Source organism: Vibrio sp. MA40-2 (assembly GCF_047302445.1).
Lineage (GTDB): Bacteria > Pseudomonadota > Gammaproteobacteria > Enterobacterales > Vibrionaceae > Vibrio.
The window spans coordinates 2,561,594-2,582,519 of the sequence record NZ_CP178628.1 but is presented as its reverse complement, the minus strand read 5'-3'; the positions used below and the strand labels follow the sequence as shown (position 1 = coordinate 2,582,519).

Sequence of the window (20,926 nt, the reverse complement as noted above, 5' to 3'; positions counted from 1 at the left end):
GCTAGGGGGTTTTGCCGATGTTGAGTCAATCTAAAATTGAAGTTTGGTATAAAGTTGCTGGTGATAGAATATTATTAGGAGAGACCTTTAGTTCGAACAAATTGGATGTAATTTCTCTGTGGGTGGATCTACAAAGTGATCAAGGATCCTCTGCAAGTAGTGGTTATCGAGTATCACTTTTTGATGATGACGGGCGACATATCGCAGACAAAGGGATTAGCGTTGTCGATGCAGAACGTTTACTAGAACAAAATGAACAGTTAGATGTGTATCAGGTAATTAACCAACTCAGCTTTTGTATTGAAAGCAGCTGTAGTGTCGAAACCAATTGCAGAGTTGAAAAAAATAATGACGTAACTGGCAATCAAGCCAATTTAGCTTTTATCTGATGATTTACTTTTGCTAACACGAGATCGGATTTTGCCTTACTAATACAAGGCAAAATTTCATTCTTGTTGGTGTAGGCCATTTTAAAATGGCTTTCTTCAACTTCTCCTTCGATCAATTCACAACGACATGCGCCACAGTGTCCATCTCTGCAGTGATATTCGGGCTGTAGACCTGCCAACTCCATTGCCTGTAAAATGGTAAGACCTGGTTTAATATGGATAGGAGTCAGGGTATTAATTGTCAGTTTAAACATGAAGTGTTAAGTGTCTCAGTGTTTTTAGTCTTGACTGTTTGATTCCCTTTTTCATTAAGGGAACCAAACGATGTTTAGGTAATGAGTTTATAGTTCGAAGTCTTCAAAGTCGTTTGCATCGACTTCATTATCTATTTGCCCAACAAGATAAGAGCTGATTTCAGCTTCTTGAGGTGCAACTTGTACGTTATCAGATGAAAGCCAAGCATTTATCCATGGAATTGGATTGGATGTTGCTTCTGGGTAAGCGATACCTAGTCCGACGGCTTGCATACGAGTATTGGTAATGTATTCAACATATTGAGAAAGAATATCTTTATTTAACCCAATCATTGAACCATCTTTGAATAGGTATTCGGCCCATTCTTTTTCTTGCTCTGCCGCTGCTTTGAATAGATCGAAACACTCTTGCTTGCACTCTTCTGCTATCTGCATGAATTCGAAATCATCTTGCCCATTACGCAGAAGATTTATCATGTATTGGGTGCCAGTAAGATGCAGTGCTTCATCTCTTGCGATTAATTTGATTATTTTAGCATTGCCTTCCATTAGCTCACGCTCGGCAAAAGCAAATGAACAGGCAAAACTCACGTAAAAGCGAATGGCTTCTAACGCATTGACGGACATTAGGCACAGATAAAGCTGTTTTTTAAGCGCATGCAGGTCAACAACAACGTTTTCACCATTAATAGTATGATTACCGACACCATAGCGGTGATAATCATTAGTTAAGGCAATAAGGTCATCATAGTAACGAGAGATATCTTTTGCACGATTGCGTATGTATTCGTTTTCAACTATGTCATCAAATACAACGCCTGGGTCGTTAACGATATTACGAATAATATGCGTATAAGAACGAGAATGAATAGTTTCAGAAAATGACCAAGTCTCAATCCATGTTTCCACTTCAGGTAACGAGACTAATGGAAGTAATGCTACATTAGGGCTGCGACCTTGAATAGAATCCAGTAATGTTTGATATTTTAAATTACTAATGAATATATGTTTTTCGTGCTCTGGTAATTTATTGTAGTCAATGCGGTCACTAGACACATCCACTTCTTCTGGACGCCAAAAAAAACTCAGTTGTTTTTCAATCAGCTTTTCAAAAATGTCGAATTTTTGTTGATCATAACGCGCGACGTTAACAGGTTGCCCTAAAAACATCGGTTCTTTTAATTGATTATTTTTGGTTTGCGTAAAAGTACTGTAAGCCATAGTCGCTTGTGTTCCTTTTGTTTACTATTTTAATGGTTGTGCGCAATTACTGAGGCTTTCAACAGCCTCAGCCCATAATATTCCAAGGTAACCGCTATATCTTACAACCGCCGCCTTCACAATCTTCTTCAGCAACGGCAACATCCTTACCTTGTGCATCTGATGCACCATCACGTGTATTATGATAATACAGTGTTTTTACGCCGTATTTGTAAGCGGTTAGTAGGTCTTTAAGCAGAAGTTTCATGGGTACTTTGCCGCTTTCATGTATTGCTGGGTCGTAGTTGGTATTAGCTGAAATCGCTTGGTCTACAAATTTTTGCATAATACCGACTAAGTGTAGATAACCATCATTGTTAGGAATAGACCATAACAGTTGGTAATTTTCTTTTAGTGCGATGTAATCGGGAACAACTTGCTTCAAAATACCATCTTTAGATGCCTTCACTGAAACGAATCCACGCGGAGGTTCAATACCATTAGTCGCATTTGAAATCTGCGAAGAAGTTTCTGATGGCATTAGAGCAGTCAGGGTTGAATTTCTTAAACCGTGAGTTTTGATTTCTTCACGTAGTGCTTCCCAATCATAATGTAATTGCTCATCACAGATAGTATCGACGTCCTTTTTATAGGTATCAATAGGCAAAATGCCTTGAGCGTAACGTGTTTCATTAAATGATGGGCAAGCGCCTTGCTCTTTAGCCAAGTTAACGGACGCTTTTAATAGATAGTATTGAATCGCCTCAAACGTTCTATGAGTTAGTCCATTGGCACTGCCGTCAGAATAACGGACGCCATTCTTAGCCAAATAGTAAGCATAGTTTATAACACCCACACCCAGAGTGCGTCGGTTCATAGTCGATTTATACGCAGCTGGTAATGGATAATCTTGGTAGTCAAGTAGTGCATCGAGTGCACGAACAACCAATTCCGAAAGCTCTTCGAAATCATCGAGTGATTTTATAGCACCTAAGTTGAAAGCGGAAAGGGTACAAAGCGCGATTTCACCTTGGTCATCTTCGACGTTGTTCAACGGTTTTGTTGGTAATGCAATTTCTAAACAAAGATTCGATTGACGAATGGGTGCAACACTTGGGTCAAATGGACTATGTGTATTACAGTGGTCAACATTTTGTACGTAAATACGACCTGTTGATGCTCTTTCTTGCATTAGCAGGGAGAATAAATCCACTGCTTTAACGGTTTCTCGTTTAATACTTTGATCGGCTTCATATTGAGTATAAAGCTGTTCGAATTTCTGTTGATCTTCAAAGAAAGCATCATAGAGACCCGGTACGTCAGAAGGAGAAAATAGGCTAATATTTTGTCCTTTAACCAGTCTTGAATACATGGTTTTATTTATTTGCACACCATAATCCATATGACGCACACGGTTTTCTTCTACACCACGATTATTTTTCAACACTAGAAGCGATTGAACTTCACCATGCCAAATTGGATAGAAAACGGTTGCCGCGCCGCCACGTACTCCGCCTTGTGAGCAGCACTTAACTGCGGTTTGGAAATATTTGTAGAATGGGATACAACCAGTATGGAATGCTTCACCACCTCTAATCTCAGAACCTAATGCTCTAATTCTACCGGCATTGATACCAATACCTGCACGTTGAGAGACATAACGAACAATTGAACTAGAGGTGGCATTAATTGAGTTTAAGCTGTCATCACACTCGATCAAAACACAAGAGCTGAATTGACGGGTAGGGGTACGCACGCCTGACATTATAGGGGTTGGTAAAGAAATTTTGAATGTCGACACCGCGTCGTAAAAACGTTTGATGTAATCTAAACGTGTCTCTTGTGGATACTTTGCAAACAGACAGGCAGCAACCAGTATATAGAGGAACTGAGCACTTTCGTAAATTTCTTTTGTGACGCGATTTTGTACGAAGTATTTACCTTCTAATTGCTTCACTGCCGCATAGGAAAAATCAAGATCACGTTTATGTTCAATAAACGCATCCATTTTTGCAAACTCTTCGGTCGTATAGTCTTTTATTAGGTGTTTATCATACTTACCTGCATCAACCAGTTTTTTAACGTGGTCGTATAGTGCAGGTGGCTCGTATTGACCATACGCTTTTTTACGTAAATGGAATACAGCGAGACGTGCTGCTAAGTATTGATAATCTGGTGTCTCTTCTGAGATAAGATCAGCAGCCGATTTAATAATGGTTTCATGAATATCACTAGTACTGATTCCATCATAAAATTGAATATGAGATTTGATTTCCACTTGGGAGACGGAAACATTTTGCAACCCTTCAGCAGCCCATGTGATCACTCTATGGATCTTCTCTAGATCAATGTTTTCTTTACGGCCATTACGCTTAGCAACGGTAAGTTGTTGGTTCATTCTGGTTGATATCCCTAATAAGACTGACGAAAGCCCGATTTTTTTTGATTTTTTGAAAACGCTAAGGGCTTCTGTGATCAAAACCCCCTAGATGAAAATAAAATAAACACAACATATAGGGGTGTAGTGTAGAACGGATTACAAGATAGTGCGTTTTGCTTAAAATTTCAAGATTGATTATGTGGGTTAGTTTGTGGATAACTTGGTGAAAATATAAAAGGGTTAGTGATTGCTTACCGAGGACTTTAGGTGAGAATTAGTAGTCAAAATTAGTCGCTCCAATGAATGTAATTTTAAAAAGAAAATAAAAATATTTCTCTTGATCTTTGTCAAGTTTTCAAGATGAGGATCTTTGTTCAAAATTTATAAAATAGTGGTATTAAAAGTGAGCGAATGCTTGGCGAACTTTAATTTTGTGTCGCTATTCTTAGTCAGTGATTTTTGTTCTAGCTTATTTTTATCGATATCGTTTTGATTGAAAAACAAACCGCATTTGAATGCTATGTTACACCAATATAGTTAACTCAATAACTTGTTTCAATTCAGTAATACTATATTCAGTAATACTATAGTTGGTAAACGGTTTCAAAGCGGTTTGATAATGTACTTAATAGGATAGTTAGTTTTTATGCTTGGCGGCATGTGTGGACAATGTAGTTTACATCAACCTTTGTACCTAGACGGTAGCTATCTGTCAGTAGGTTATAATGCAATCCTGTGATCCCTAGTTCAACCAAGGTTGTTTTATCCAGCATATTGAGTAGTTCTGATGGTTTGATAAATTTGTCATGATGATGCGTACCTTTAGGCACGAGCTTCAACAGATGTTCGGCACCAACAATAGCAAATACGTATGATTTTACATTGCGGTTCAAGGTTGAAAAAAATACATGTCCGCCAGGCTTGACCAATTTCTCACACGACTTGATTATAGAAAGTGGATCTGGCACGTGTTCCAGCATTTCCATACACGTGATGACGTCATAACTGTGTGGATTCTGTTCCGCATGATCTTCTATCGTACTTTGAATATAATTGAGTGTTGTTTGCGTTTCTAGTGCATGTAGCCTAGCAACTTCTAGAGGCTCTTTGCCCATATCTAAGCCGGTTACATTAGCACCTTGTTTCGCCATACTTTCAGACAGAATACCGCCGCCGCAACCCACATCTAATACTGTTTTATCGAACAAGCCATTCGCTTTCTCTAGCACGTAATTGAGTCTGAGTGGGTTAATTTGATGTAGAGGTTTAAATTCTCCATCTAAATCCCACCATCTTGAAGCCATATCTTCGAATTTTTTAATTTCAGCTAAATCAACATTTACTACAGGTGACATTGTTTGGTTCTTACTTTTAAAAAGATGATCCGATGATTATAAACGCTAATGATTCATTCTGAAATCGAAACTGGACGATCTTGCTAATTTTATCCGTTGCCATATCAATGGTACTGCCAGACTTTAGTAAGGTATAGTTTTAACAAGGCATCGTCTTTCACAAGGCACCGTCTTTCACAAGGCAAGGGGGACTTAGGAGCCATATCCTGGAGCCTTTAGTATCCACAACGAATTTGTGAGTGGAACTTACCAGGGTAAATAATAACCAATCTAAGTTGATTAATTCACCGATTATCAATTGATTAGGCAGTATTCTGTAATATTTATTTGGATTAATCCCAAATAAATACAATAACGAAGTAAAAGGTGAGTGAAAGAGGTGCGATATAGCATCTTTTTGTGTTATATTTTCCGACCTTGCACGTATTCAATATACGATCAAAATACAGAGGGATAATGGCTCTATGAGCGATTTAGCTAAAGAAATCACGCCCATAAACATTGAAGATGAACTACGAGGTTCATACTTAGACTACGCGATGTCAGTTATCGTAGGACGTGCACTTCCAGATGTACGTGATGGTCTAAAACCTGTTCACCGTCGCGTTTTGTTTGCGATGAATGTACTGGGTAATGATTGGAACAAAGCATATAAAAAATCTGCCCGCGTAGTGGGCGATGTTATTGGTAAATACCATCCGCACGGCGATAGTGCTGTTTACGATACGATTGTACGTATGGCACAACCGTTTTCTTTGCGTTACATGTTGGTCGATGGCCAAGGTAACTTTGGTTCGATAGATGGCGACTCAGCCGCTGCAATGCGTTATACCGAAGTTCGTATGTCGAAAATTGCACACGAACTACTTGCTGATCTAGACAAAGAAACAGTTGATTACGTACCTAACTATGATGGCACGGAATTTATTCCAGCAGTGCTGCCAACCAAAGTACCTGCTTTATTGGTTAATGGTTCTTCTGGTATTGCTGTTGGTATGGCAACCAATATCCCACCTCATAACTTAACTGAGGTAATAGAAGGCTGCCTTGCCTTTATTGATAACGAAGACATCACTATCGATGAGTTGATGGAATTTATTCCAGGTCCTGACTTCCCTACCGCCGCGTTAATCAGTGGTCGTAAAGGGATTGTTGATGCTTATAAAACTGGTCGTGGTAAGGTTTACATGCGTTCTAAAGCGCATATAGAAGCAGATAAAAATGGTAGAGAAACTATCATTGTTACTGAAATTCCTTATCAAGTGAACAAAGCTCGTGTTATTGAAAAAATTGCAGAGCTTGTAAAAGATAAAAAAGTTGAAGGTATTAGTGCATTACGTGATGAGTCTGATAAAGATGGCATGCGTATTGTTATTGAATGTAAGCGTGATGCGGTGGGTGAAGTTGTGTTAAACAACCTTTATTCGCTTACGCAACTTCAAACTACCTTTGGTATTAATATGGTTGCGCTTGATAATGGCCAGCCTAAGCTTTTCAACTTGAAAGAGATGTTGAAATGCTTTGTTAATCACCGTCGTGAAGTGGTTACTCGTCGTACTATTTTTGAACTGCGTAAAGCTCGTGAACGTGCACATATTCTAGAAAGTCTTGCGTTAGCGTTAGCGAATATAGATGAAATTATTGAATTGATTCGTCGTGCAGCCACGCCGGCAGAAGCAAAAGCTGGTTTGATTGCTCGCGGTTGGGATCTTGGTAACGTTGCAGAGATGCTTGAACGTGCCGGCACTGATGCCGCTCGTCCAGAATGGTTAGAAGACCAATATGGTATTCGCGATGGCCAATACTATCTAACAGAACAACAAGCTCAAGCTATTCTAGAACTTCGTCTGCATCGTTTGACTGGGTTAGAGCACGAGAAAATTCTTGATGAATATAAAGCGCTGTTAGAAGAAATTGCAGAACTGATGCTTATTCTGTCCAGTACTGAACGTTTGATGGAAGTGATTCGTGAAGAACTAGAAATTGTCCGTGACAATTTTGGTGATGAACGTCGAACTGAAATCATTGCTGCTGTGCATGATATGGATATGGAAGAGCTGATTGCGCAAGAAGATGTGGTTGTCACTTTATCGCATGAAGGTTACGTTAAATATCAAATCTTAAATGATTATGAAGCGCAACGTCGTGGTGGTAAAGGTAAGAGCGCGACCAAAATGAAAGATGAAGATTTCATTGAACGTTTACTTGTCGCTAATACACATGACAATATTCTTTGCTTCTCAACTAGAGGTAAGGCGTATCGCCTTAAGGTATTCCAACTTCCTCAAGCGAGTCGTAATGCTCGTGGTAAGCCTATTGTTAATATTCTTCCACTTGAAGAGAATGAACGCATCACTGCTATTCTTCCAGTAACGGAATATTCCGATGATAAATTTATCTTCATGGCTACTGGTGATGGTACGGTTAAGAAAACATCATTAGCGAGTTTTGCTAATGTGCGTTCTAATGGTTTGATCGCAGTTAACTTAAGAGATGATGATTCTTTAATTGGTGTTGATATTACCGATGGCAATAGTGACATTATGCTGTTTTCTAAGTCAGGTAAAGTTGTTCGCTTCAAAGAAGAATTAGTTCGAGCGATGGGTCGAACTGCAGCTGGCGTACGAGGTATGAAACTGGCTGAGGCTGACCAAGTTGTGTCACTTATTGTTCCTGCTAATCAAGGTAACATTCTTACCGTTACCCAAAATGGATACGGCAAACAAACGCCGCTAGACGAGTACCCAACTAAAGGTAGGGCAACTCAGGGTGTTGTTTCGATTAAAGTATCTGAGCGTAATGGTCAAGTTGTTGGCGCTGTACAAGTTGAAGAACGTGATGAGTTTATGATGATCACCGACGCTGGTACACTGGTACGTACACGCGTTTCTGAAATCAGTCAGGTTGGCCGTAATACCCTTGGTGTTACGCTAATTAAGACCGCTGAAGATGAAAATGTGGTTGGTTTGCAAAGAATCGATGAGATTGAAGAAGCTGATATTGAGCAAGTCGAAAGCGAAGATGTCGCAGAGGCGAATCAAGTGGATAGCGATTTATCTGCTCAAGATTCTGATACAGAAGTAGACGATTCGGAACAGCCATCAGAATAATAATTTGTATCTAAATGTAGAAAAACCGGGCTATCAGCCCGGTTTTTTTTTGCTTAGAATGGTACTGTCGTTGGATTATTGGTAGCGTTAGAATTGTTTTTATATGTCTGTTTTTATTTTATGTGTAGCATTGACTTTAGCGGTCTTTATTGGTCATTTAAAATGGCAAAAATCAACTAGTTTTATCACTCCTATTGTACTTTCTATTTGTTTATCTGCATCAAGTTTGCTTGTATGGTTTTTCATTGTTTCGCCGGATAGACAAGTATCGGAAATGACCAAGCTCGAACAGCCAATGACGATTGATGACATTCTTGTAGAAATACAAGATAAATTAAGAGAGGACAGAAATAACCAAGATTTATGGTTTCAATTAGGGCAGGGCTATTTCGCCAATGGTGAGTTTGACAATGCTAATACCTGTTTTGATTACGTTATCCGCTTAACCGATTCACCTTCTTCTACTGTATATGCAGCGAAAGCAACGGCATTATACTATCTAAGTTCGCAGAGAATAACCAAGCAAGTACAATACTTACTTGACCAAGCTTTAACAAAAGATCAGCTTAATGATACCGCTTTGATGTTAATTGCCAATGACCATTTTATTAGTTTCAGATATGACAAAGCGATAGAAATATGGCAGAAAGTGTTAGATTCTGAACGACAAGGTATCGATAGAGTCGCGATTATAAACTCTATTAATAAAACCCGAGAACTTAGCCGAAAATAATATCCTACGTAATTGTAATCATGTAAGAACAGCTATTTCTAGCGCTTTATGTATGTTATTGATTCAAGTTTGAGTTAAGGTTGCGATTACATCTAGTGTCGCTTTTATTAGCCGACAATTAGCCTTGTTACGAGTGAAGGCTATCCTAAGTGTTCAATGTTTACTTTATTAGTGATAAAAAAATGCCAGCATAAGCTGGCATTTGGAATCTAGACTAACCGAATAATAATTAACTTGGGTCACTGGCTAGTCTGATTATTGCTACAAATCTATTAGCTAATAACTATAACCTATTGACTAATAATTATAATTAGCTTGGCGTTCAGCAGCTCTTTGTTCCCATTCAGGAACAAGCGTTTTAAGGAATTCCTCTTTCTCTGCATTCATTTTATCCATATCCATACCTAGTGCTTTTTGTGCAGCAGCTTTGGTTGAGATATCAGGGATAGTGATAGGATCATTAATTCCTTTTTTAGCCAGTAGACGGATGATTTTAGTTCGTGCATCAGCGGCTCTATCAACTGCGGTTCCAAGAATTTCTAATGCGACTTCAGGAGCGTGCATATGCACACCATGAGAAGCAATAGCATAATCCCAACGCCACTGAGCATGACGAATATCCATCAGAATGGATTGCATCTCTTCTTCAGTTGCTCCTGCTTTCCATGCTTCACCGGCTTCGAAATGAGCGGCAACAATTTGTTTCTCAGCGATAAGCTTCATGTTAGTTACTTGAGCTTTACGAGTTGAAACTACTTCTACAAAGTACTCTTTCTCTTGGGTGTGGCACTGCGCACATGTGTTGTCGAAAGCATCCAATGGATTGCCAACTTTATGATCTGTATAGACGGTACCATCATCTTGCTCGACTTTAGGCATATGACAATCGGCACACACGACACCGTTTTTACCGTGAATGCCCATTCTCCAAGTTTCAAAACCTGGGTGCTGTGCTTTTAACATAGGCGCTTTAGAGACTTTATGCGTCCAGTCTTTGAAGTTGATAGAATCGTAATACTGTTCCATATCATCAACAGTTGTACCATTGTCCCATGGGAATTTGACGGTTTTATTCGGGCCAGTAAAGTAGTACTCAACATGACATTGCGCACAAACTGTTGCTTGCTTTTCTAGGCCAGACTGCTCAGAAAAAGGCATACCAATGGTTTCGAAAGCTCGCTCAACATAAGGGCGAGTAATCATTAGATCGGGATCACCGTTTTTGAATGCTTCGCTTTTTGTGTTGTGGCAATCTGAACAGCCAATAGGATTGACTATTTCATGGCCTAAACGAGCCCACTTACCTTGGAAGTATCCATCTTCTCCCTTTTCTTCGATAACGCGTGCAACGTCAGGCGATTTACAACTCCAGCATGCCATTGGCATTGGACCTGTTTTTTCGTCTGTTGGTGCTCCTGTACGAAGAGTTTCACGTATGTCATCTATGGCATAAAAGTGACCGCGTGCTTTGTTATAGTCTTTTGCAAAACCGTAACCAGCCCACATAATTACCATATTTGGATCACTCGCTAACGCATCTTCAATATTACTGCTCTCGGATGTTTTTTTCCAAGTTTCGTATTGTTGACTATGCGCACTTTCAAAGCTCTCATTGCGAGGATCGCCTATTTTTTTATCTTCAGCGACAACATTAGTGACGCTTAATAAGCTGGCCACTAATATTGCTACTGATTTTGATATCCAGTGCTTATTCATGGTGCTATCTCCATGTTTGTATGATTATTTAATTATATTGTCCGTTGTATTACTTTTTTGTTACCTAGCGTTGTGGACTGGTATCCAAAATAAGAATGGGAGGTACAAAGCTATGTTAGACGTTATATTTAAATTAGATATAAAGCGTTATTATTTAATTGTTTTAGATCAATTTATGTAGGTGATCGGGAGCACGATTTCTTTCTTATACCCCTAAAGTGGTAGTTGATTTATTTAATAGTCGTTTTTATTCAATAGGTTATAAATACTATAATCAATGTTTTGTTTTAAATATAAGGTGAAATAGGTCACTATTTTGTAGTAAAAACCAGTAATTTCTCTAAATTTATTTATAATATTTCATAGCGTTGTGGCTGCTCCAAAATAAGAATTATTATCGTTTGGATTTTTTGTAAAATATATCCAAATGTATTTATTACTTATTTAGAAGATTTTTATATCAATTTAATTTATATATATTTACCGATTGATATAGGAAAACTCTGAACTGAGGAAAGGATAAAATGGCCAATATTAAATTGACCATAGCCATAATGTTGAAATCACTTCTTATATTATGTCTCTATGGTTTTTCTATAAATGTCTATGCTGAAACCGTAAGTGATAACACCAAAGTAGAATCAGAACGGAAAAAACTGGTTATTTCTCGTAAAGATAAACAATGTCTTAAATGCCATAAGAAATCTTATGATTCGTTACATGGTTCTCACGGATACAATGCGGTAGACGTCTTAGGCAAACAACTTAAATGTGCTGACTGTCATAACAAGATCAGTTCGAGACACCGTAATGGTGCCCCTAAAGTAACTAAGTATTTTGAAGCGCAATCTCAAGTTGGTAATAACAAACGGGTGCTTACTCAAGCCGAAATACTGGTGGCAAATAAAGAGTGTACCGACTGTCACAAGCCCGATGAGCTACGAGAGCACTATTGGACACACGATGTGCATGCAAAAAATCTGACTTGCACCAATTGTCATAATGTTCACGCAAATAAAGCTAAAGTGCTTGGTTTTGACCATAAGCAGAAGGTTCAGCTGTGTGTTGATTGTCACTCAGACTTTAACAACGTTAAACAAGCGATGCCAAAGCAGAAAGACAATGAGTAGGAGAAGATGACATGAGTTGTTCTAGACGAAACTTTTTGACGGGGGCTGGTGCCGTCATCTTTACTACTAGTATTGCCAGTACCAGTGCTTTGAGTAAAAAAACACTTGCTAACACTATGGTAGATGGTAAGAAGCGTTATGGCATGGTTCATGATGAAACGGCATGTATCGGCTGTACAGCATGTATGGATGCATGTCGAGAAGTGAATAGTGTTCCTGAAGGCGTTGCTAGGTTAGAAATAATTAGAAGTGAACCACAAGGCGAATACCCTGATGTTGATTACCGTTTCACGCGTAAATCTTGTCAGCATTGTGATAATGCACCTTGTGTTATGGTTTGCCCAACAGGAGCCGCTTATAAAGATGAAGAGACGGGTATTGTTGACGTTCATCATGATAAATGTGTTGGCTGTGGTTATTGTTTAGCCGCGTGCCCTTATCAAGTTCGATTTTTCCATCCGGTACACAAATCGGCTGATAAATGTAATTTCTGTCGTGATACCAATTTAGCGCGAGGTAAACTTCCTGCCTGTGTTGAGTCTTGTCCGACTAACGCACTTATTTTTGGTGACTTAAACGATCCAACATCAGATATTAATGCTGTGCTGAATAGCAATATTATTTACAGAGATAAACTTGAACTGGGTACTAAACCTAAGTTGTATAAAATTCCACACCAGAAAGGGGAGATTTAGCAATGGAAACTGCATTTAATTTCGATACTTTGGTCTGGGACTGGATTATCGCTATCTATCTATTTTTAGCAGGTATGTCCGCTGGTGCGGTAATGATTTCAATTTACTTAAAGCGTAAAGTTATAGAGGGTGACCCTGCGCAAGATGGTATATTGAAAGCCACAGCATGGATTGCACCATTTGGTATCATTTCAGGTTTGACTATTTTAATTTTCCACTTAACAAAACCGTTAATGTTTTGGAAAATAATGATCCACTTTAATACCAGTTCAGTGATGTCCATGGGAGTTATTCTATTCCAAGTTTATCTAATGGTTCTTTTCGTTTGGATAGCGATTATATTCAGACAAACCATTAGAAAATATACGCCCAACTCCCTTTCGTTTGTTGATGGTATTATAGTGAAATTGGCTAAATTGGAAAACTTTTGGGAGCTTTTCTTAGGTTTTATGGCGATTATGCTCGCCGCGTACACTGGCTTTTTACTTTCTGCGCTAAAAACTTATCCTATGCTTAATAATCCTGTATTGCCTATTTTGTTCCTGTTTTCAAGTTTATCGTCGGGAGCCGCGGCATGTATGCTGGGCGGGATTGTGTTCTTCAAGCAATCACCAACAAGTATAACCGCTAAATGGGTACACAGTTTTGAACGTCCTGTCGTGATGTTCGAGCTGTTTGTTATGCTGTGCTTTTTTACTGGGCTTATTTTTGGTGGTGGGCAAGGGGAGCTTGCGGCATATAATGCGATCGGTAGTGGTTTTTGGGCTAGCTGGTTCTGGTGGGGGGTGATTGTATTTGGAATGTTAACGCCCTTGGCACTTAACTTCTTTATGCCCGCAGCCATACGTCATAAACACAGCTTTATTTTTGTTGTCACTATACTTAGCTTGGTGGGCGTACTGATGTTACGCACGTTTGTTCTTTATGCTGGTCAAATGACCGTTGTATAGGAAATATAGGCTCAACGTTAATCGTACGAGATTTTAACCGTTAGGGTTGAGCCTAATTATAATTTTATGTATTCAGATATTGGTCAGTTCTCTCTTATTATTGTTGCTATTAGTTCACTCTTCTGCGTAATTTCAGTTTTAGCGACATGGTTATGGGACAAACAAACCGCTATTGGCAGCGTGATAACGTTGGTTCATGTGTGTTTGCTTTTTTCTTTGTTCTCTATCCTAGCGTTGGCAACTGCGTTTATCTTGGATGATTTCTCGTTAGTTTATGTGGCGGCGCATTCAAATACTCAACTGCCGGTATTTTTTAAGGGCGCGGCAGTATGGGGTGGGCATGAAGGTTCATTATTATTCTGGGTGCTCACACTATCAATTTGGAATTCTGCGATAGCACTTAAGCATAAAACCTTACCTGCGGCTTATTTGTCCAAAGTGCTATTAGTTTCATCATCTTTAGTTTCTATTTTTGCTTTCTTTACGCTTCTAGCTTCGAATCCATTCGAATTAAGTGGTATTTTTCCTCAAGAGGGAAGAGATTTAAACCCGATGTTGCAAGATGTTGCACTCATATTTCATCCTCCACTTTTGTATATTGGTTATATTGGTTTTGCTTCTAGTTTTGCGTTTGCGCTGGCGGCATTGTGGCAAAAAGAGATCCCAAGTGCATGGTTAGCGGTTAGTCGCCAGTTTAGTCTTTTTGCTTGGACTTTTTTAACCGGCGGAATATTACTCGGTGCGTGGTGGGCTTATTATGAATTAGGTTGGGGAGGATGGTGGTTTTGGGATCCAGTTGAAAACGCATCATTGCTTCCTTGGTTGACAGCAACAGCATTAATACACAGTTTATTAATTAGTCAACAGGAAAAACGGCTACTTAAATGGACCTATGGGCTGTCATTTATTACTTTCTCTTTAAGTATATTAGGCACTTTTGTCGTTCGTTCAGGTGTCATCACTTCAGTGCATGCCTTCGCAGTTGATCCTACTCGGGGCTTAGTTTTAATTGGTATATTGGTCGTGTTAGTGCTGTTGGGATTTGGTAGCCAAATTATACGAAGCAATGATATTCGCTCAGTGGTTATTACGCGTTACAGAAGTCGAAGTTTTGTATTTTTACTTGGTAACGGTTTATTTACTATTGCTATGATCACCGTGTTACTTGGTACTTTTTATCCGATGATTTTTCAAATTTTCGGCCTTGGTAAAATATCAGTAGGTGCACCATATTTTAATACACTGTTTGCTCCTTTAACGTTTTTAGCGTTAGTTTTAATGACGAGTAGCGCTATGTTAGTTCGCGCAAAATTGCAGCTAAAATCTATTTTTCGGTTGATGTTAGCGGCCATTTTTTTAGGCGTTATTTTATATCGTGCTCAGTATCAGGCCTTACAACCAATGGTTTTGACTACTTGGATTTTGAGCCTATTGGTCGGTTTTAGTTTGTTAGACCGGGTATTCGTTACCAAGTTGAATAAGCAGCGGTTCGCTCTATTGCCAATGATTTTGGCCCACACTGGTATGATTTTGCTTTGTATCGGTGCCAGTATGAACGCTTATCACTCAGTTGAAACCAGTGCCAAACTTGGGGTTGGTGACCAGATAGTATTTGAACGTTTTCACCTTAATGTTGAAAAACAACAGTTATTTGTTGGCCCGAACTATACAGCTGAACAAGTTTATATAGTCATAGATGAACAAGACAGGGTGGCTGCTGAAAGGAGACATTACCAGGTGCGAGTAATGAGTATGACCGAACCGGCTATTGCCACTTATTGGCATGGCGATCTGTATATTACCTTGGGAGAAAAGCTTCACGATGGTTCTTTTGCAGTACGTATTCAGTATAAAGCTTATATACAATGGATCTGGTTTGGAGGGTTGCTAATGGTCATGGGTGGGGCATTGGCTGTATTGATAAATAGCGGTCAATCTAAATTCTATTTATCTAAACGTACAAAGAATCTTGACGAGCAAAAGCATGAAAATAGTTAACATACAATTTGTTAAGCTAGCCAGTTTGTGTGGTCTATTGATCGGTATATTTATGCTGTTTTATTTTGGCTTAGTAAACTCTAATCAGCAATCGACTACGCCGCTGCTTAACAAGCCCGTTCCTCATTTTAATTTACAGTCGCTACTGAATAATAATGGGTTAGATGAAACCATATTGCTTGGTGAGCACTATAAAATTTTAAATGTTTGGGCGTCTTGGTGTGCTGCTTGCAAAGTAGAACATCCTTTTCTGCTTGAATTATCCACAGCAGGTATTGATATAATTGGCTTAAATTATAGGGATAATAGTGCTGATGCAATCAAGGTTATTGAATCAGAAGGGAACCCGTACCGAGAAATTATTTTTGATCCAAATGGTCTACTTGCATTAGATCTTGGCGTACTAGGCGCCCCTGAAACGTTTTTAATTGATCCGCAAGGTAAAATTCAGGCACGTTTCAGCGGCACTATTGATTCAACCATATGGCAGCAACAATTTTATCCTTACTTAATAAAGTAATGGTAAAACTTAGCGTATTCACGTTTGTTTTTCAGCATGGCCACTTATATTTTTAGTAGGAAATATGAATAAGTTAACCGCTCTATTTACCTTTTTTATTGTTTCAGTATCCATTGTATTGCCAGCGTATGCGCAAGATAGTAACAACACGGTTATTTTTTATGATGATAATAAAGAAGTGGCTATTCAAGCGGAGCTATTCGAATTTGAATCGGAACAGCAACGGCAAGATGCAGTGCAGCTGGCCAAAAGTCTACGTTGTCCTCAGTGTCAGAACCAAAACTTGGTCGAATCTAATGCACCGGTTGCCAAAGATCTGCGTTTAAAAGTGTATCAGATGGTAAAGCAAGGTAAGAGCGATGAAGAAATTATCCAGTTTATGACTTACAGGTTTGGTGATTTTGTTCTTTATGATCCAGTGTTATCGTACCGAACATTAGTTTTGTGGCTGTTGCCTATTGTATTGATAGTAATGGGCTTGTTTTTAGCGTTTAAAATGGTCAAAACCAGTCCTTCCGTTGATTGAACTAAAAATGATGTGCTGCCGAATTAATCTCAAGTGCTTACAAACATCCCGATGGTTTAGCTATATTGGTCGATCCAGAGTGAATATCGCTTGAATAGCTAGATAGTTGTTATAGTATAACAATCTGTTAAAAACTGACCTTTGTTAATCGTTGGTTTAAGACTAATAGTGATAACCTAAAGCTATTGTTATGACCTAAAGCTATAGTTATTACTCAAAATATAGAGTGATAACCAAAATATAGCGCTATGACCTAAAGCTATGATGGTAAAGTTGTTGCTAACAAAGGGTTCGTTGAAATAAAATTATTCACCCCCATGTTGTAATTAATCCAAATAATCCCAAGCTCGTGGTGCTAATCAAGCTGCATGAGTGTGTTAAGTGAGTATAAATATGGCTGAAGTTCGCGCCAGAGTTGCCTTAAAAGTAGGTTTAAAAAGTAATATTGATGCAGAAATTCTGTCATTTCATGGTCTTAAAAGCGATAAAGAACACGTCGCGCTTGTGTTTAAGAATGCGGATCAATTGGGTGAAACTCCACTGGTCAGAATGCATTCAGAGTGCTTGACTGGTGATGTTTTTCATTCATCGCGATGTGATTGCGGTGAACAATTAGAAGAAACTATAAATAAAATGGGTGAGCAGGGCGGTATTATCCTTTATTTACGACAAGAAGGTCGAGGGATAGGCTTGTACAATAAAATTGATGCTTATTTATTGCAGAGTGAAGGCATGAATACTTACGAAGCGAATAACCATTTAGGTTTTGGTGATGACTTGCGAGATTTTACCGAAGCCGCTGAAATGTTATTTGCTTTAGGGTTGAAAAAAATTAAGCTCATTACCAATAACCCTAAAAAAATAAAGGAAATAAAAGAGTTAGGTATTGAACTTGAAGATGTCATTAACACTTCTGCACATGTAAAGAGTGGTAACGAAAATTACCTTAAAGCTAAAGTTTCTCATGGTAAACATAATTTAGAGCTATAAGAATTTCACCGGCACCATTCATCTATAGAACCACTCGTTAAAGCGGGTGGTTTTTTCGTTTTTACCGCTATACCTGACAGCATATTGCTTTTCTTCTACACCTAGTTTTTTCTGCTTGTTGCAATAACTTTCCAATTTAGTATTATACCGAACACGAATGGTAATGATAACCCTTATCATTCGTAACGATAGATAATCAAAAATATAAAACTAATAATATAAAGTTCATAATATTAAACAAGGACAGAATATGCTCAACAAATCGAAAATTGCGCTAGCTACATCGATGTTACTTATCAGTGGTGTAAGTAATGCTGCAACTGTAACCGAAAAACAAGTAGTGGAACACTATACTGATCTAGCTCACGCTGTATTTTCAGATGCATTAACCACAGCGGAACAATTGGATTCTTCAATCTCAGCTTTTCTTAAATCACCTTCAGAAGAAACATTCCAACAAGTAAAAAATGCATGGTATGAATCTCGTGTTCCATATCAGCAAACAGAAGTTTTCCGTTTTGGTAATGCCATTGTTGATGACTGGGAAGGTCAATTGAATGCTTGGCCGTTAGATGAAGGTTTAATCGATTATGTTGCTTCTGACTATCAATATGAACTAGGTAACCAAGGCGCTACTGCAAATATTGTTGCTAATACGTCTGTACAAGTTGGTGCTGAAAAAATTGACACGGCAAAAATTACTCCTGAACTTATTGCTAACTTAAATGAAATTGGTGGTTCTGAAGCAAACGTTGCTTCTGGTTATCACGCTATTGAATTTCTATTGTGGGGACAAGATTTAAATGGCACCGGTGCGGGCGCAGGTGCTAGACCTTATACCGATTATGTTATTGGTGAAGCGTGTACGAATGGTAACTGTGAGCGAAGAGCTGAATACCTTAAAGCGACGGCTGAATTATTGAAAACCGATTTAGCTTGGATGGTAGACCAGTGGGAACCAAACCAAACTAACAACTACCGTGCCGAATTGTTATCTAACTCGTCTAAAGATGGCCTACGTAAAATGCTATTCGGTATGGGGTCTCTTTCTCTAGGTGAGTTGGCTGGTGAACGAATGAAGGTTGCATTAGAAGCGCACTCAACTGAAGATGAGCATGATTGTTTTTCTGATAATACTCATAATTCCCACTATTATAACGAACAAGGTATCTACAACGTTTACACTGGTACTTATGTACAACAAAATGGTGAGTTACTTGCAGGGCCAAGTATTCATGATTTAGTTAAGCAAGTTGATGTGCAATCAGCAAAACAAATTCAATCTGATTTTGATAAAGCACGTGCACAAGTAGGGGAATTGGTGAATTCAGCTGAAGTTGATGGTGTCTACTTTGATCAACTTATTGCGGCTAACAACAGTAAAGGTAATGAATTAGTGAATGATTCAATTAAAGCCTTGGTTGTACAAACTGAAGCTATCGAAAAAGCAGCAAGTCTTGTTGGTATCGACAGTTTAAGCCCAGATACTGCTGATCACGAATTCTAAGTAAGCATAAAAACAACAATAATTAATATTAAGGGCTCATTAGAGCCCATTTATCTCTGGAAATATAATGAAGTTATCTACATCTGCAGCGATGCTATTAGCGTCTTTCATTTGTTCCGCCTCGGCAAGTGATCCTAATACAATACGCTCCGGTGGCAAAACAAGTACCAATAAATTAGGTCCGAATGCTTTTTCACAACCGGCTAGCAATTTGTCATTGAGTAAAAAGCTTGATTTTAGCGTGGGCAACAGTTTCTTTCGCAACCCTTGGATCCCTGCGCCAGCCTCAACTGATGCTCGAGATGGCTTAGGGCCTATCTTTAATACCAACGCTTGCCAGAGTTGTCATATAAAAGATGGCCGAGGTCACGCACCAGAAAGTGAAGATGATAACGCCGTTTCGATGTTGGTTCGCCTAAGCATACCTGCTGTTACAGATACACAAAAAGAAATGTACGCAAAAGATGGCGTGGTTCCAGAGCCAACCTATGGTGGCCAACTTCAAGACTTATCTATTCCTGGCGCTGAGCCAGAAGGTCAAATCAATATTACTTATCAGGATGTTGTGGTTAACTTTGCTGATGGTGAGCATGTAACGCTGCGTAAACCAACCCTAAAAATTACCGACCTAAATTATGGGGATATGCATCCTGACACTCAATTCTCTGCTCGTGTTGCTCCTCCAATGATAGGACTAGGGCTATTAGAAGCGATTCCAGAAAAAGTTATCCAAGATATAGCTGCGAAACAAGCCGCTAGCACCGATTCTATAACAGGGAAAGCAAATAGAGTTTGGGATGTACTTAAGCAAGATTATTCAATGGGTCGATTTGGTTGGAAAGCAGGACAACCAACCTTAATGCAGCAAAATGCGTCAGCTTTTAATGGTGATTTAGGTTTAACCTCAAAGCTGTTTCCAAATCACAACTGCACAGAAAATCAACCAGCATGTGAGCAGTTAGCTAATGGTGGTTCACCGGAAGTGAGCGATAATATCTTAAAGTTTGTTGAATTTTATTCACAACATTTAGCGGTACCAATTCGCAGAAACGTTTCTGATCCTAAGGTTAAAAAAGGTCAAAAGCTATTTGAAAGCAGCGATTGTTCAACCTGTCATCAAAACAACTTAACTACTGCGGTAGTACAAGATAGACCAGCCTTGTCGAATCAATTAATTCATCCTTATACTGATATGCTGTTACATGACATGGGTGATGGATTGGCCGATAATCGTCCAGAGTATTTAGCCAATGGCAGAGAGTGGAGAACCACGCCGCTTTGGGGTTTAGGTTACACCCAAGAAGTGAATGGTCATACTTATTTACTCCATGATGGCAGAGCGAGAAATGTGATGGAAGCCATTTTATGGCATGGCGGTGAAGCACAGAATGCACGAGATAAAGTTATTGCGATGGACAAAAATGATCGCGAAGCTCTACTTGCGTTTTTAAACTCTTTATAAGGACTCGCTAA

The 20,926-nt window shown here is 38.9% G+C and carries 17 protein-coding genes; 12 read left to right on the top strand and 5 right to left on the bottom strand.

Annotated features, from left to right (window positions below; translation table 11 throughout):
* The first annotated feature begins 17 nt into the window (after positions 1-17).
* Positions 18-389 (top strand): hypothetical protein, encoded by a 372-nt coding sequence (locus ACLKML_RS19180; RefSeq protein ID WP_413284565.1) that lies wholly within the window; start codon positions 18-20, stop codon positions 387-389.
* On the opposite strand, the gene ACLKML_RS19175 is transcribed toward ACLKML_RS19180, so the two are convergent.
* From ACLKML_RS19175 to ubiG, 4 genes are all read right to left on the bottom strand, one after another.
* On the bottom strand, positions 365-643 hold the full coding sequence (locus ACLKML_RS19175) for a 2Fe-2S iron-sulfur cluster-binding protein (protein ID WP_413284564.1): 279 nt from the start codon (positions 641-643) through the stop codon (positions 365-367). The two genes, ACLKML_RS19180 and ACLKML_RS19175, sit on opposite strands and share 25 nt — an antisense overlap.
* 87 nt (positions 644-730) lie before the next feature.
* Entirely contained in the window at positions 731-1,864 is a 1,134-nt protein-coding gene (nrdB, locus tag ACLKML_RS19170) for a class Ia ribonucleoside-diphosphate reductase subunit beta (protein ID WP_413284563.1), read from the bottom strand.
* A gap of 94 nt (positions 1,865-1,958) precedes the next feature.
* On the bottom strand, positions 1,959-4,241 hold the full coding sequence (gene nrdA / locus ACLKML_RS19165) for a class 1a ribonucleoside-diphosphate reductase subunit alpha (protein WP_413284562.1): 2,283 nt from the start codon (positions 4,239-4,241) through the stop codon (positions 1,959-1,961).
* Between the two features lie 626 nt (positions 4,242-4,867).
* Positions 4,868-5,578, bottom strand: coding sequence for a bifunctional 2-polyprenyl-6-hydroxyphenol methylase/3-demethylubiquinol 3-O-methyltransferase UbiG (gene ubiG, locus ACLKML_RS19160; RefSeq protein WP_413284561.1), 711 nt, complete (start codon positions 5,576-5,578; stop codon positions 4,868-4,870).
* Between the two features lie 464 nt (positions 5,579-6,042).
* Here ubiG and gyrA point away from each other — a divergent pair, with 464 nt between their 5' ends.
* Together gyrA and ACLKML_RS19150 are read left to right on the top strand one after the other, a co-directional pair.
* Positions 6,043-8,688 (top strand): DNA topoisomerase (ATP-hydrolyzing) subunit A, encoded by a 2,646-nt coding sequence (gene gyrA, locus ACLKML_RS19155; protein ID WP_413284560.1) that lies wholly within the window; start codon positions 6,043-6,045, stop codon positions 8,686-8,688.
* 103 nt (positions 8,689-8,791) lie between these two features.
* Positions 8,792-9,421, top strand: coding sequence for a hypothetical protein (locus ACLKML_RS19150; protein WP_413284559.1), 630 nt, complete (start codon positions 8,792-8,794; stop codon positions 9,419-9,421).
* A 297-nt stretch (positions 9,422-9,718) separates the two neighbouring features.
* Here ACLKML_RS19150 and nrfA read toward each other — a convergent pair whose 3' ends face one another.
* Positions 9,719-11,137: an ammonia-forming nitrite reductase cytochrome c552 subunit gene (nrfA, locus tag ACLKML_RS19145; protein WP_413284558.1), complete on the bottom strand. Its 1,419-nt coding sequence runs from the start codon at positions 11,135-11,137 to the stop codon at positions 9,719-9,721.
* Between the two features lie 524 nt (positions 11,138-11,661).
* Here nrfA and nrfB point away from each other — a divergent pair.
* The 9 genes from nrfB to ACLKML_RS19100 all read left to right on the top strand — a co-directional run bounded on the left by nrfB (position 11,662) and on the right by ACLKML_RS19100 (position 20,915).
* Positions 11,662-12,267, top strand: a complete 606-nt coding sequence (gene nrfB, locus ACLKML_RS19140) for a cytochrome c nitrite reductase pentaheme subunit (RefSeq protein ID WP_413284557.1) — start codon at positions 11,662-11,664, stop codon at positions 12,265-12,267.
* 11 nt (positions 12,268-12,278) lie between these two features.
* Complete coding sequence (gene nrfC, locus ACLKML_RS19135; protein WP_413284556.1) at positions 12,279-12,962, top strand: cytochrome c nitrite reductase Fe-S protein; 684 nt, start codon at positions 12,279-12,281, stop codon at positions 12,960-12,962.
* A 2-nt stretch (positions 12,963-12,964) separates the two neighbouring features.
* Positions 12,965-13,912, top strand: a complete 948-nt coding sequence (gene nrfD / locus ACLKML_RS19130) for a cytochrome c nitrite reductase subunit NrfD (protein ID WP_413284555.1) — start codon at positions 12,965-12,967, stop codon at positions 13,910-13,912.
* 66 nt (positions 13,913-13,978) lie between these two features.
* Positions 13,979-15,910, top strand: a complete 1,932-nt coding sequence (locus tag ACLKML_RS19125) for a heme lyase CcmF/NrfE family subunit (RefSeq protein ID WP_413284554.1) — start codon at positions 13,979-13,981, stop codon at positions 15,908-15,910.
* Complete coding sequence (locus ACLKML_RS19120) at positions 15,897-16,430, top strand: DsbE family thiol:disulfide interchange protein (protein WP_413284553.1); 534 nt, start codon at positions 15,897-15,899, stop codon at positions 16,428-16,430. The genes ACLKML_RS19125 and ACLKML_RS19120 overlap by 14 nt, the downstream gene beginning before the upstream one ends.
* Before the next feature lie 64 nt (positions 16,431-16,494).
* On the top strand, positions 16,495-16,956 hold the full coding sequence (gene nrfF, locus ACLKML_RS19115; RefSeq protein ID WP_413284552.1) for a heme lyase NrfEFG subunit NrfF: 462 nt from the start codon (positions 16,495-16,497) through the stop codon (positions 16,954-16,956).
* Between the two features lie 393 nt (positions 16,957-17,349).
* A complete protein-coding gene (locus ACLKML_RS19110) occupies positions 17,350-17,946 on the top strand; it encodes a GTP cyclohydrolase II (RefSeq protein ID WP_413284551.1) in 597 nt (198 codons plus the stop codon).
* 250 nt (positions 17,947-18,196) lie between these two features.
* Positions 18,197-19,453 carry an imelysin family protein gene (locus ACLKML_RS19105; protein WP_413284550.1) on the top strand — a complete coding sequence of 419 codons (1,257 nt, stop codon included), beginning with the start codon at positions 18,197-18,199 and terminating at the stop codon, positions 19,451-19,453.
* A gap of 91 nt (positions 19,454-19,544) precedes the next feature.
* Positions 19,545-20,915, top strand: a complete 1,371-nt coding sequence (locus ACLKML_RS19100) for a di-heme oxidoredictase family protein (protein WP_413285932.1) — start codon at positions 19,545-19,547, stop codon at positions 20,913-20,915.
* The last annotated feature ends 11 nt before the right edge of the window (positions 20,916-20,926 follow it).

What these genes read in the sequence shown, in the direction of transcription:
- ACLKML_RS19180 (WP_413284565.1), top strand. Translation starts at nt 18, where the DNA reads ATGTTGAGTCAATCTAAAATTGAAGTTTGGTATAAAGTTGCTGGTGAT.
- ACLKML_RS19175 (WP_413284564.1), bottom strand. Translation starts at nt 643, where the DNA reads ATGTTTAAACTGACAATTAATACCCTGACTCCTATCCATATTAAACCA.
- nrdB (WP_413284563.1), bottom strand. Translation starts at nt 1,864, where the DNA reads ATGGCTTACAGTACTTTTACGCAAACCAAAAATAATCAATTAAAAGAA.
- nrdA (WP_413284562.1), bottom strand. Translation starts at nt 4,241, where the DNA reads ATGAACCAACAACTTACCGTTGCTAAGCGTAATGGCCGTAAAGAAAAC.
- ubiG (WP_413284561.1), bottom strand. Translation starts at nt 5,578, where the DNA reads ATGTCACCTGTAGTAAATGTTGATTTAGCTGAAATTAAAAAATTCGAA.
- gyrA (WP_413284560.1), top strand. Translation starts at nt 6,043, where the DNA reads ATGAGCGATTTAGCTAAAGAAATCACGCCCATAAACATTGAAGATGAA.
- ACLKML_RS19150 (WP_413284559.1), top strand. Translation starts at nt 8,792, where the DNA reads ATGTCTGTTTTTATTTTATGTGTAGCATTGACTTTAGCGGTCTTTATT.
- nrfA (WP_413284558.1), bottom strand. Translation starts at nt 11,137, where the DNA reads ATGAATAAGCACTGGATATCAAAATCAGTAGCAATATTAGTGGCCAGC.
- nrfB (WP_413284557.1), top strand. Translation starts at nt 11,662, where the DNA reads ATGGCCAATATTAAATTGACCATAGCCATAATGTTGAAATCACTTCTT.
- nrfC (WP_413284556.1), top strand. Translation starts at nt 12,279, where the DNA reads ATGAGTTGTTCTAGACGAAACTTTTTGACGGGGGCTGGTGCCGTCATC.
- nrfD (WP_413284555.1), top strand. Translation starts at nt 12,965, where the DNA reads ATGGAAACTGCATTTAATTTCGATACTTTGGTCTGGGACTGGATTATC.
- ACLKML_RS19125 (WP_413284554.1), top strand. Translation starts at nt 13,979, where the DNA reads ATGTATTCAGATATTGGTCAGTTCTCTCTTATTATTGTTGCTATTAGT.
- ACLKML_RS19120 (WP_413284553.1), top strand. Translation starts at nt 15,897, where the DNA reads ATGAAAATAGTTAACATACAATTTGTTAAGCTAGCCAGTTTGTGTGGT.
- nrfF (WP_413284552.1), top strand. Translation starts at nt 16,495, where the DNA reads ATGAATAAGTTAACCGCTCTATTTACCTTTTTTATTGTTTCAGTATCC.
- ACLKML_RS19110 (WP_413284551.1), top strand. Translation starts at nt 17,350, where the DNA reads ATGGCTGAAGTTCGCGCCAGAGTTGCCTTAAAAGTAGGTTTAAAAAGT.
- ACLKML_RS19105 (WP_413284550.1), top strand. Translation starts at nt 18,197, where the DNA reads ATGCTCAACAAATCGAAAATTGCGCTAGCTACATCGATGTTACTTATC.
- ACLKML_RS19100 (WP_413285932.1), top strand. Translation starts at nt 19,545, where the DNA reads ATGCTATTAGCGTCTTTCATTTGTTCCGCCTCGGCAAGTGATCCTAAT.